Annotated in this window: 10 protein-coding genes; 5 read left to right on the forward strand and 5 right to left on the reverse strand. The window is 71.6% G+C overall.

Going from position 1 to position 11695, the window contains the following annotated elements:
* Positions 1 to 502: 502 nt before the first annotated feature.
* Positions 503 to 1453, forward strand: a complete 951-nt coding sequence (locus WH07_RS07740; protein WP_079023038.1) for a DUF1996 domain-containing protein — start codon at positions 503 to 505, stop codon at positions 1451 to 1453.
* On the forward strand, positions 1453 to 2127 hold the full coding sequence (locus WH07_RS07745) for a DUF305 domain-containing protein (protein ID WP_052744288.1): 675 nt from the start codon (positions 1453 to 1455) through the stop codon (positions 2125 to 2127). The genes WH07_RS07740 and WH07_RS07745 overlap by 1 nt, the downstream gene beginning before the upstream one ends.
* Before the next feature lie 101 nt (positions 2128 to 2228).
* Here WH07_RS07745 and WH07_RS07750 read toward each other — a convergent pair whose 3' ends face one another.
* Complete coding sequence (locus WH07_RS07750; RefSeq protein WP_232788764.1) at positions 2229 to 3269, reverse strand: alpha/beta fold hydrolase; 1041 nt, start codon at positions 3267 to 3269, stop codon at positions 2229 to 2231.
* Between the two features lie 267 nt (positions 3270 to 3536).
* Between WH07_RS07750 and WH07_RS07755 the strand changes: the two genes are divergently transcribed.
* Positions 3537 to 4505 carry an SDR family NAD(P)-dependent oxidoreductase gene (locus tag WH07_RS07755; RefSeq protein ID WP_046496958.1) on the forward strand — a complete coding sequence of 323 codons (969 nt, stop codon included), beginning with the start codon at positions 3537 to 3539 and terminating at the stop codon, positions 4503 to 4505.
* A 107-nt stretch (positions 4506 to 4612) separates the two neighbouring features.
* Positions 4613 to 4993, forward strand: coding sequence for a VOC family protein (locus WH07_RS07760; protein ID WP_046496960.1), 381 nt, complete (start codon positions 4613 to 4615; stop codon positions 4991 to 4993).
* Positions 4994 to 5059: 66 nt separating this feature from the next.
* Here the strand turns inward: WH07_RS07760 and WH07_RS07765 are convergent, their stop codons facing one another.
* Complete coding sequence (locus WH07_RS07765; protein WP_046496963.1) at positions 5060 to 6088, reverse strand: LacI family DNA-binding transcriptional regulator; 1029 nt, start codon at positions 6086 to 6088, stop codon at positions 5060 to 5062.
* Positions 6089 to 6424: 336 nt separating this feature from the next.
* Between WH07_RS07765 and WH07_RS07770 the strand changes: the two genes are divergently transcribed.
* Positions 6425 to 7882: a GH1 family beta-glucosidase gene (locus tag WH07_RS07770; protein ID WP_046496966.1), complete on the forward strand. Its 1458-nt coding sequence runs from the start codon at positions 6425 to 6427 to the stop codon at positions 7880 to 7882.
* 150 nt (positions 7883 to 8032) lie between these two features.
* Here WH07_RS07770 and WH07_RS07775 read toward each other — a convergent pair whose 3' ends face one another.
* The 3 genes from WH07_RS07775 to hypD form a co-directional block, all read right to left on the reverse strand.
* Positions 8033 to 9217, reverse strand: a complete 1185-nt coding sequence (locus tag WH07_RS07775; RefSeq protein ID WP_232788765.1) for a serine hydrolase domain-containing protein — start codon at positions 9215 to 9217, stop codon at positions 8033 to 8035.
* 47 nt (positions 9218 to 9264) lie between these two features.
* The gene (hypE, locus tag WH07_RS07780; RefSeq protein WP_232788766.1) at positions 9265 to 10254 is read right to left on the reverse strand and encodes a hydrogenase expression/formation protein HypE; all 990 of its coding nucleotides are present in this window, start codon (positions 10252 to 10254) and stop codon (positions 9265 to 9267) included.
* A gap of 130 nt (positions 10255 to 10384) precedes the next feature.
* Entirely contained in the window at positions 10385 to 11533 is a 1149-nt protein-coding gene (hypD, locus tag WH07_RS07785; protein WP_046496971.1) for a hydrogenase formation protein HypD, read from the reverse strand.
* Positions 11534 to 11695: the final 162 nt, after the last annotated feature.

Genomic DNA, 11695 nt, shown 5'->3' on the forward strand with positions numbered 1-11695 from the left:
GGGCGGGACCGGGCGCCGGGGCCGGACCGGGCTCCGGGGCCGGACCGGGCTCCGGGCGGGGCTCGCCCTGATGCGTTGGCCGAACGCCCCGATTCGTTAGTCGAAGGTACGGCCCAGCGCACCTACCCGAAACGTTCACCAACTGAACACGTCGGCACGTCGCGTCGCCGGACCGAAGCACGACCGGGGCCCGGGAACGGAGGCCTCCTGCTGGTCCCGGCGGCGCGAGGGGACCAGGTACGGGCGTCCGGGCATGATCCACCGGGTCCGTCCGGGGAAGCCGCCAAGCCTTCTGCCGTCATCCGGAACTGACGATACGTCAGTTCCGGAACTTGACGCAGCACCTTGACGGCACCTGGGGCCGACTCTAGCGTCCGGCAGTCGAGGGGAGCTTCAGTCCGTGGCTCCCCGCCCCCCACCCTCGGAATACCGCACTGCCCAAGCACCGGTCGGTGACCGGTGCGGACGGTGTGCGGAATCCTCGACTCCGTTTGGAGTGGTCATGAGATCATCGCGGTCCGAGAACGGCCGCCGCGTCGGCAGGGGACGCGTGCGGGCCCTTCTCGCCGGCTTAGTGGCGGTGTGCGCCGTCGCCGCTCAGCTCATCTTCGGGACCACCGGGGCGGTCGCCCAGGTGGAGAGTGAAGTCACCCGGCAAGCCGCTCCGGCCAAGGCCGCCGCGGCGCCGGACGTCGTGCGTGTGGCCGAGTTCGTGGCCGAGTGCAAGTTCAGCCACCGGCTGCCGGACGACCCGATCGTGGTGCCCGGTCTGCCCGGCGGTTCGCACATGCACAGCTTCTTCGGCAGCCACGCCACCAACGCGTACACCAACCTCGGCGACCTGAAGGGAGCTCCCACCACGTGCGACCCGGTCGTCGACCTCTCCGCGTACTGGGTTCCGACCCTTTACGTGAACAACCAGCCCGTCGAGCCGACCGGCACCACCTTCTACTACCTCGGTGAGGGCGTCTCGGACGACATCATCGCCCGTACGCAGCCCATACCCGAGGGCCTGAAGATCGTGGCCGGCAACGCCAAGGCGACGGGTCCGAACGACGTGGACACCCGTTCGCGCTGGTCGTGCCTGCACGCCGGTCATGTCCCCCCGTCGAAGGACTTCGTCAACTGCCCGGCCGGCACGATGATGGAGTCGTACCTCGACTTCCCGCAGTGCTGGAACGGCAGGGACCTCGACTCGGCGGACCACAAGAGCCACATGTCCTACCCGGTCAACAACGCGTGCCCGGCGAGCCACCCGGTCCCGGTGCCCAAGCTGCGCCAGGTCCTGCGCTACCCGGTGAACGGGAACCCGGCGGGCTTCCGGCTCGCGTCCGGGCCCGGCTACACCATGCACGGTGACTTCTTCAACGCCTGGCCGGCGGGGGAGATGGAGCGCCGCGTGAAGAACTGCATCAACCCGATCATCAAATGCGGCGCCAACGGGAACCCGTGATGCCGTGGGGCGGCGGTCGGCCGCGCAAGGGTGGTGGGCCGCCGCCCCGTCCGGGCCGTACAAACCTGTCGGGTGTCCTTCCGGCCGCACTGCTGACGCTGGCCCTGCTCGGGACGCAGGGCTGCGGCGGTGGCGACGGCGGTAGCACCGGTGGCGGTGACGGCGGCGCCCGGCCTCCGGCGAAGAGCGCCACACCGTCCTACTCCGCCGACGCCGTCGCGCCCGGCGGCTACAACGCCACCGACCGCGGCTGGGCCCAGCTCATGGCACCCATGAACGAACGCACCCTCCTCCTGCTCGACCTCGTCGCCGACCGCGCGGCCGACCCCGGCCTCTCGGAACTCGCGCGGCGTACGGAGGTGACGCACCGGGACGAACTGGCCCGGCTGCGCGCGGTCCTCAAGGCGACAGGCGCGGCCGGCACCAATCCGCACGAGGGTCATGACATGAAGGGCATGGTCACCGACGCGGAGCTGCGGACCGTCGCCGAGAACCGGGGCAAGGCCTTCGACACCCTCGCCAAGACCTATCTCCGCGAGCACCTCGAACAGGGCATCCTTCTCTCGCGGGGCGAGCAGGACTCGGGAGCCGCGCCCGCCGCGACAGGCCTCGCCAGGGACCTGGGGGAGCGCCGCGCCGGGCAGTTGAAGGAACTGGACCGGCTGGACGGGTGACCGTACCACCGGCCGCGCACACCCATGCCGGGCGCCCGCCGGCGCCCGGCACCCCTTCGGCCGAGCGGCACCGGATCCGGCGCGGCCCATCGAACGTGCGGCTACGGCCGGACCGGCACGGCCACCGACGTGCCCAGGGTCTCCGGCCTGCTGCAGTAGGGCAGTTCGTCCAGCGGGCGGTCGGTGCAGAAGCGAACCACGAGATCGGCGAAGTCCGCGATCCGCTCCACCGGCGCGAGATGATCGGTCTCGTCGATCGTCATGAACCGCGCGCGAGGGAGCTGCGCGGCCACCTCCCGCCCCATCTCCGGGGTGCACAGTGTGTCGTACTCCCCGGTGACCACCAGGCTCGGTACGGCGGGCACCGGCTCCGGCCGGTACCACTCGTGCCGCATCAGCCGGGTGTTGTGCTCCGCCGACTTCCGGAGCTGCTCCGGGTCCTGGCCGGCGATCTGCTGGTACACGAGCCGGGAGACGGCGGCGTGCTTGCGGACCCGGCCCGTGCCGGGCGGCGACATGAAACGGTCGGCCAGCTCACGTGCGATGGACTCCGTCTCGCCCTGGTCGATCATGACCGCCCAGCGCTCCATCGCCGCCGCGTAGTCCGCCGGGATCCGGGTGGTCATCCCGACCAGCAGGAGCCGCGCCAGCATCCCCGGGCAGTGCTGGGCGAAGCGCAGCCCGACTGCTCCGCCGTAACAGGCGGCGACCAGATTGACCCGCGGCACGTCGAGTTCGGTGAGCAACTGCCGTACGGCCGCGGCCAGGAAGTCCACCCCGTACGACGCCGGCAGGAAGTCCGCGGTGCCGTACCCCGGCAGATCCACCGTGATCACCTGGCCCAGCGGGCTGAGCCACTTCTCGTGCCGGATCCACGAGTTGCGGTCCTGGGACGAGCCGCCCAGCACCAGCAGGGGCTCGGTCAGCCGCTCGCCGTTGCGTACGACCCGGCAGGTGTAGCGGAACCCGTCGAAGGCGAGATCCCGCTCCTCGACCGTGGTGCCCGCCAGGCCCGTGCCCATGCCTGTTCCCGCGCCCGCTTCCGTACCCGGGCCCGTCCCCTCGTCCGCCTCCTGCCCCGGGATCAGCGGGCGAGCACTGGGCGGTTCCTGGCCCTGGGCGAGGACGGTGTCGAAGGACATGGATGACTCCAGAGCTGCGGAAGGGACAACGACGTCCCTGCCTGCCTAGCAGTTGATCCGCCCGGACCCCGCATCGCTGACCCGATCGTGGGCGGTTCGCGCCCCGCGGTCCGCCGGTGGATTCGACGGTCGCTCGTGCGGCCGACATATCGGTCGCCCATGCGGCCGCTCCGTCACCGGGTCGGACCGTGTTCGGATCAGCTCCGGCCGTGGGGTGGTGCTCGCACGTTTGACTTGGAGTGCGCTCCAGTTCGTAGCCTTCAGGACATGACCACGTCTCAGCACAAGATCGGATCGGGGTTCGGAGCGCGGAGCACCGCGGCGGACGTACTGCGCGGTATCGACCTCACCGGAAAACTCGCCGTCGTCACCGGCGGCTACTCCGGCCTCGGACTGGAGACGACCCGGGCGCTCGCCGGCGCCGGTGCCCATGTCGTCGTACCGGCCCGGCGGCCCGCGACCGCCGAGGAGGCGCTCACCGGCATCGACGGGGTCGAGATCGACGAACTCGACCTCGCCGATCTCGACAGCGTCCGCGCCTTCGCCGAGCGCTTCGTCGCCTCGGGCCGCTCCATCGACATCGTCATCGGCAACGCCGCCGTCATGGCCTGCCCGGAGACCCGGGTCGGCCCCGGCTGGGAGGCGCAGTTCGCCACCAACCACCTCGGCCACTTCGCGCTGGTCAACCGGCTCTGGCCGGCCATCGAGCCCGGCGGGGCGCGGGTGATCTCACTGTCCTCCGGCGCGCACCACCGCTCGCCCATCCGCTGGGACGACCTGTGGTTCGAGACCGGCTACGACAAGTGGGTGGCCTACGGCCAGGCCAAGACGGCGAACGCGCTCTTCGCCGTGCAGCTCGACGCGCTCGGCCGTGACGCCGGTGTACGGGCGTTCTCGGTGCACCCCGGCGGTATCCTCACGCCGCTTCAGCGCCATCTCGCCAGGGAGGAGATGGTCGCGGCGGGCTGGGTCGACGAGGACGGCAATCCGCTGAACCCCTCCTTCAAGTCGCCCGAGCAGGGCGCGGCCACCCAGCTCTGGGCGGCGACATCGCCCCAGCTGGCGGACGCGGGCGGGGTGTACTGCGAGGACTGCGAGATCGCGGAGCCCGCGGCGGCCGACCCCTCGGTGCGGGGCGGTGTACGGGACTGGGCGACCGATCCCGAGCAGGCGGCGCGGCTGTGGCGGCTCTCGGCCGAGCTGACCGGGGTCGACGCGTTCGCGTCCGCCGTCTGAGCGGACCCCGCGTGCCGGCCGGGGAGGGCTCCCCGGCCGGGCGCGGTACGTTGATCACCGGCCGTTACGATCGACCGGGGCCCACCGGGCCGGGGGAAGGTGGCTCGATGGCCGAACGACCACGGACGACACTCACCGGCGCGGTGCTCGACGCGCCGGACGCGCGCGAGCTGGCCGCGTTCTACCAGCGGCTTCTCGGCTGGACGGTGGCGGCCGACGAGCCCGACTGGGTCAAGCTCGTTCCGCCGGGCGGTGGCGCGGGCCTGGCGTTCCAGTCGGAGCCCGCGTACACCAGGCCCGAGTGGCCCTCCGAGTCCGGCCGTCAGCAGATGATGATCCATCTCGACATCGAGGTCGACGATCTGGACCGCGCCGTCGCGTACGCCGAGGAACTGGGCGCGGTCCCGCACCGCTTCCAGCCCCAGGACGATGTACGGGTCTGTCTCGACCCGGCGGGACACCCCTTCTGCCTCTGGGCGCGGACCTGACCCGGGCCGCCCTCTCCGGTGGATCTCCGCGGGTCCACGAAGATCCGCCGGACACGCCCCAGCCGCTCAGGTGCTCCGGCGTTCCGTGAGGGTCGTCGGCAGGGTGAAACGGCGGCGGGGCGCGGCGGGATCGTTGATCTCGTCGAGGAGCAGCCGGGTGATGGTCCGGCCGATCTCCTCGGTCGGCTGGCTGACACTCGTCAGCGGCGGCACCGTGTGACGGGCCACGATCGAGTCGTCGAAACCGATGACCGCCACATCCTCCGGCACCCGCCGCCCCCGCTCGCGCAGTTCGGTCAGCGCGCCCGCGGCCATCACATCGGACGCGGCGAAGACCGCGTCGATGTCCGGGCGGCGCCCGAGGAGTTCGCCCATGGCGGCCCGGCCGCCCTCCTCGGTGAAGTCCGCCGCCGCGACCAGCGACTCGTCCGGCAGGATGTCCCGCTCGGCATGGGCGTCGCGCCACCCCTGGAGGCGGCTGTCGCCGACATCCATGTCGAGCGGTCCGGCGATGGTGGCGACGACCGTACGCCCCCGGTCCAGCAGCAGCCGTACGGCCTGCGCCGCGCCGCCCGCGTTGTCGGAGTGGACGTGGCTCAGTGGCTCATCCACCGACCGCCGTCCCACCAGGACCGTCGGTATCCGGGTCTTCTCCAGGAACGCAGGCAGCGGGTCGTCGCGGTGGACCGACACCAGCAGCACTCCGTCCACCCGGCGCGCCTCCACGAACCGGATCAGCCGGTCCAGCTCGCGCCGGTCGCGCACCAGGATCAGCAGCAACTGCATCTCGGTGTCGGCGAGTTCACTGCTCACCCCCCGGATCACGGCGGCGAAGTACGGCTCCGCGGCCAGCCGGCTCTCCGACTCGGGGATCACCAGCGCGATGCTGTCGGTCCTGCTGGTGACCAGGCTGCGGGCGGCGGGATTCGGTACGTAGTTCAGTTCCGCGATGGCCGCCTCGACGGCGGTCCTGGCCTTCGCGCTGACCCCTGGGAGGCCGTTGACGACCCGGGAGACCGTACCCCTGCCCACGCCCGCGAGCCGGGCGACCGCTTCCAGGGTCGGCCTCCTGTCCGGCTGTGCGGCGCTGCTCATCCGTCGTCTCCTGCCCTTCGTCCCGGGTGCCGCGCCGTGGCGCTCACCGGGAAATCGTGCGGGGCCGCCGGAGAGCCGGCGGCCCGGGGCCCGCGCCCGTCCATGCCCGTGCCCGTCCGCATCCGGACTCGTCCGGGCACGGAACGGAAAGTGGCCTTGACAAGGCAGGGTCTCCACGGAGAGTCTTCCACAATCGAGTGGGAGCGCTCCCAGGGGCCGGTCCGCCGGACTCCTGATCCGTGGGGGAGGGCTCCTCCGCACCGCACTCCCACGGCCGCACGACCCGCTTGTACGACCGCCGTTCGCCCTCTGCCCGCCCTCTGCGGAAGGACCCCTGTGGCCACCTCGGAAACCGCCCCCGGGCATGCCCCCGACCCCGCGGCGCCCCTGAGCTTCCCGCCCGGCTTCCTCTGGGGCGCCGCGACCGCCGCCTACCAGATCGAAGGCGCCGCGCAGGAGGACGGGCGCACCCCCTCCATCTGGGACGTCTACTCCCGTACCCCGGGCCGGGTACGCAATGGCGACACCGGCGACATCGCCACCGACCACTACCACCGCTGGCCCGAGGACATCGAGATCCTCTCCGGCCTGGGCGTCGGGGCGTACCGCTTCTCGGTCTCGTGGCCCCGCGTCCAGCCCACCGGCAGCGGACCCGCCTCGGAGAAGGGCCTCGACTTCTACCGGCGGCTGGCCGACGGACTGCTGGAGAAGGGCATCCAGCCGGTCGTCACCCTCTACCACTGGGACCTGCCCCAGGAACTCGAAGAAGCCGGGGGCTGGCCCGGGCGCGACACCGCGTACCGCTTCGCCGAGTACGCGGGCATCGTCGCCGACGCGCTGGGCGACCGGGCGGGCACCTGGATCACCCTCAACGAGCCCTGGTGCAGCGCCTTCCTCGGGTACGGCTCCGGTGTCCACGCCCCCGGCCGTACCGAACCCGCCGACACCCTGCGCGCGGCCCACCACCTCAATCTCGGCCACGGTCTGGCGGTCCAGGCGATGCGCGAGCGGCTGCCGGCCGACGCCAAGGTCTCCGTCACCCTCAATCTGCACCATGTGCGCCCGCTGACCGGGAGCGCCGGGGACGCGGACGCGGTCCGGCGTATCGACGCCGTCGCGAACCGGATCTTCACCGGACCCATGCTGGCCGGTGCCTATCCCGCCGATCTGCTGACCGACACGGAGGGGGTCACCGACTGGTCGTTCGTCCGGGACGGCGACACCGCACTCATCCACCAGCCGCTGGACTTCCTCGGCGTCAACTACTACTCACCCACCCTGGTCTCCCATGGGGCCGGCACACATGGGCCCGCCACACATGGATCCGACGGACACGCGGTGAGCGATCACAGCCCCTGGACGGGCGCGGACGAGGTGGTCTTCCACCCCACCCCCGGCGACCGGACCGCCATGGGCTGGACCATCGACCCCAGCGGTCTGTACGAACTGCTGATGCGGGTACGGCGGGACCACCCCGGGCTGCCCGTCATGATCACCGAGAACGGGGCGGCCTTCGACGACTACGCCGCCCCCGACGGCGAGGTCCGGGACCCGGAGCGGATCGCCTATCTCCGGGACCATCTCGCGGCCGTCCACCGGGCCATCGCCTCGGGCGCCGATGTCCGCGGTTACTTCCTCTGGTCGCTGCTCGACAACTTCGAATGGTCGTACGGCTACGGGAGGCGCTTCGGCGCGGTGTACGTCGACTACGCGACCCAGCGCCGCACGCTCAAGTCCAGCGCCCACTGGTACGCCCGGGTGACCCGTACGGGCACCGTACCGCCGCCCGAGTAGCGGGGGCGCCCCGTGGCCCCTAAACGGCGGGACGGACGCCGACGGGAGGGGCCCAGGCTGGGTGGGCGGGCCGCAGCATCAGCCGCTGCCCGCTGCCCGCCTCTGCGGTCTGCGGACCGCTGCTCGCAGTCCGTGGTCCGGCTTGCGGTCTCAGCGCGCGGCCAGCGACTCGTACGCCGCCGCGATGACCGACAGACCGCGTCGGCCGTCCGAACCGCCGCCCGGATTCAGGGTGTTGGTGATGTACGCGACGCTCATCCCGGCGTCCAGGTCGGCCATCGCGACCGAGCCGCCCAAGCCGCCCCATATGCAGGCGCGTTCATTGGGGGAGAAGGGCGCCGCCGGTGAGTTCAGGCCGTATCCCATGCCGTGGCGGACAGGGGCGCCCGTGTACCGGTCGGCGCCGTCGAACTGCACATCGAGGACCCGGTCGGCGACCGCCGGTGACATCAGCCGGGTACCGCCCGATTCACCGGCTCCGGCCAGGACGGAGAGTACGGCCGTGATCGCGCCCGCCGTGCCGTAGCCGCTGGACGCGGGTATCTCGGCGCGGCGCCATTCGGTGGACTCGACGGTGTCCGCCGACACCGGCGGATTGCCGAGTAACTTCCGTAATTGCGCGATCAGTTCGGGCGCCAGCCCCTCCGCCGGCCCGGGCGGGTCGAACAGCGCGGGATGCACCCGGTAGCGCGCGATACGGGCATCGTCCCCGGGGCGCACACCGATGTGGAAGTCCGCACCCAGCGGTTCGGCCAGCCGGGTACGGAAGAAAGCGCCGAGGGACAGCCCGGATATCCGGCGGACGACCTCCCCGACCAGAAAACCGAAGGTGACCGAGTGATAGCCCCACTCGGTCCCCGGCCGCCACCAGGGCGCCTGCGCCGCCAGCAGCCCGGTCGCCCTCTCCCGGTCGTACAGGTCCTCGACCGCCAGCTCATCGTCCCAGGAGGGCAGTCCGGCCGTATGCCCCAGGAGATGGCGTACCAGGACCTCGTCCTTGCCCGCCGCGGCGAACTCCGGCCAGTACCGGGCCACCGGAGCGCCGAAGTCCAACTCGCCCTCGTCGGCGAGGAGATGGGCGCAGAGCGCGGTCATCATCTTGGTGACGGAGAACACCCCGACCAGCGTGTCAGGACCCCAGGGCGTGCTCCGCGCCGGATCGGACCGGCCGCCCCGGAGGTCCACCACGGGTATTCCGCCGAGCCGGACCGAGACCGCCGCGCCGAGGTCGCCGTTGCCGAGCAGCCCGGCCAGGGTGTCCCGTACGGCGGTGAACCGCTCATCGCAGAATCCATGTGTGCCACGGACTCCGTGATCCTCTTCAACTCCGTTCACACCAGGGGGTTCCGCCATCCGGCCCCTTCCGTTTCCCAGGCCAAGCCTCAGCAGATACGCGGCAGTTGCTCACCCAGTGGCAGATCCACCACCCGGGTCCCGCCGAGTCCGGTGTTCACCACCACGATGCCCGGATGGTCCGCCGTACACGTACCGATCACCACCGCTCCTCCGCCCTGCGGATGCGCGCGCATCGCCGCGAGCACCGCGTCGGCGTGCGCCCGCGGTACGAACGCCACGAGCCTGCCCTCATTGGCCACATACAGCGGATCGAGGCCGAGGAAGGCACAGGCGTTGGCCACCGCCTCCGGTACCGGAAGCGCACGCTCCCTGAGAGTGATACCCACTCCGGCCGCCGACGCGATCTCGTTGAGCGAGGTCGCCAGACCGCCGCGGGTCGGATCGCGCAGCGCGTGCAGATCGGGGCAGGCGGTCAGCATCGCCCTCACCAGCGAGGCCAGTGGCGCGGTGTCGCTCTCGACCTCCACCCCGAACTCCAGACCCTCGCGGACACTCATGATGGCCACGCCGTGCTCGCCGATCGGGCCGCTGACGATCACGACATCGCCGGGCGCGGCGCGGCGCGGCCGGATGTCGACACCGTCGGGGATCAAGCCGATGCCTGCCGTGTTGATGTACACGCCGTCGCCGTGCCCCGCGTCCACCACCTTGGTGTCGCCCGTCGCGACAGTCACCTCGGCCGCCCGGGCCGCCGCGCCGAGCGCCTCGGCGATCCGGCCCACCGTGGCGAGCTCGACGCCCTCCTCCAGAATGAACGCACAGGACAGAAAGGCGGGTCGGGCGCCGGTCATGGCAAGGTCGTTGACCGTTCCGTTGACCGCGAGATCGCCGATGCTGCCGCCGGGGAAGAACAGCGGGCGCACGACATACGAGTCGGTGGAGAAGGCCAGCCGTGCCCCGCCGAGGGTGAGCGCCGCGGAGTCGCCGAGTTCCGCGAGGAGTTCGCCGCCGAACGCCGGGGCGAAGAGATGCTCGACGAGTTCGGCGGAGAGCCGCCCGCCCCCGCCGTGCCCCATCACGATCTTCCGGTGGTCGCGGAGCGGTACGGGACAGGCCCACCCGTCGAAGTCCGGTGCGGCGGGGCGCACTCGGGTCCGGACCTCGGGCCGGACGGCGTCCGCCTCGCGGGTCCTGGTCGGCATTGCCTCAGCCAACGGAGGTCACCTCTTCCCGTGTTCCCGATCCGGCGTCGGCCGCCGGGTCCACTGCCGACAGACCTCGGTACAGGTAGTACGCGGCACAGGCGCCCTCGCTGGACACCATGGTGGCGCCGAGCGGGGTGCGCGGGGTGCAGACCGTGCCGAACGCCTCGCACTCGTGCGGCTTGATCAGTCCCTGGAGCACCTCGCCGCTGCGGCAGGCCGTGGACTCCTGGGTTCGGATACCGGTCACGGAGAAGCGGTGCTCCGCGTCGTACGCCCGGTAGGCGGGGGACAGCCGCCAGCCGCTGGCCGGGATCACGCCGATACCGCGCCAGGCCCGGTCGGTGACCTCGAAGACCTCCTCCAGCATGGCGCGAGCGGCCGGGCTGCCCTCCGCCCGTACCGCCCTCGGATAGGCGTTCTCGACGGTGTGCTCACCGGCCTCCAACTGGCGTACGGCGCGCCGGATCCCCTCCAGGATGTCCAGCGGTTCGAAGCCGGTGACGACGATGGGAACGCGGTGCCGGGCGGCGAGTTCGGGGTACTCGGCGGTGCCCATGACCGTGCAGACATGGCCGGCGGCGAGGAAGGCCTGGACGCGGCAGGCGGGCGCGTTCATGATGGCGTCGATCGCCGGGGGGACCCGGACATGGGAGACCAGCAGGCTGAAGTTCTCGATGCCGAGCTTTCTGGCCTGGTGCACGGTCATCGCGTTGGGCGGTGCCGTCGTCTCGAACCCGATTCCGAAGAAGACCACTTGACGGCCGGGGTTCTCGCGGGCGATCCGGAGCGCGTCGAGCGGTGAGTAGACCACCCGTACGTCCGCGCCCTCGCTCTTGACCTTGAACAGATCCCGGCCGCTGCCCGGTACCCGCAGCATGTCGCCGAAGGAGCAGAAGATCACATCGGGCCGGGAGGCGATCTCCAGCGCCTTGTCGATGGTCTCCAGGGGCGTCACACAGACCGGACAGCCGGGTCCGTGGATCAGTTCGACCTCGTCGGGGAGGAGCTGGTCGATGCCGTGGCGGATGATCGAGTGGGTCTGGCCGCCGCAGACCTCCATCAGTGCCCAGGGCCGGGTGACGGTGGCCCGGATGTCGTCGAACAGCCGGGCGGCGAGATCGGGATCGCTGAACTCGTCGAGATACTTCATGGTCTCTCCTCCTGCGGGGGACGGGTCTTGCGCCCCGGGGGCCGGGTGGCGGCAGGCTGGGCGGGGCTCTGGGCGGCCGGGGCTTCCGGCCCGGTGCGGGCGGCATTGGCGGCCCGGGGCTTCGCCGCGCCTCCGGAGCCCTTCGTGCCCCTGGGACGGTCG

The sequence above is a fragment of the Streptomyces odonnellii genome (assembly GCF_000981895.1).
Lineage (GTDB): Bacteria > Actinomycetota > Actinomycetes > Streptomycetales > Streptomycetaceae > Streptomyces > Streptomyces odonnellii.

Coding starts and splice junctions, on each gene's coding strand:
- WH07_RS07765 (WP_046496963.1), bottom strand. CDS start 6,088: ATGAGCAGCGCCGCACAGCCGGACAGGAGGCCGACCCTGGAAGCGGTC.
- WH07_RS07750 (WP_232788764.1), bottom strand. CDS start 3,269: ATGTCCTTCGACACCGTCCTCGCCCAGGGCCAGGAACCGCCCAGTGCT.
- hypD (WP_046496971.1), bottom strand. CDS start 11,533: ATGAAGTATCTCGACGAGTTCAGCGATCCCGATCTCGCCGCCCGGCTG.
- WH07_RS07760 (WP_046496960.1), top strand. CDS start 4,613: ATGGCCGAACGACCACGGACGACACTCACCGGCGCGGTGCTCGACGCG.
- hypE (WP_232788766.1), bottom strand. CDS start 10,254: ATGGGGCACGGCGGGGGCGGGCGGCTCTCCGCCGAACTCGTCGAGCAT.
- WH07_RS07745 (WP_052744288.1), top strand. CDS start 1,453: ATGCCGTGGGGCGGCGGTCGGCCGCGCAAGGGTGGTGGGCCGCCGCCC.
- WH07_RS07740 (WP_079023038.1), top strand. CDS start 503: ATGAGATCATCGCGGTCCGAGAACGGCCGCCGCGTCGGCAGGGGACGC.
- WH07_RS07755 (WP_046496958.1), top strand. CDS start 3,537: ATGACCACGTCTCAGCACAAGATCGGATCGGGGTTCGGAGCGCGGAGC.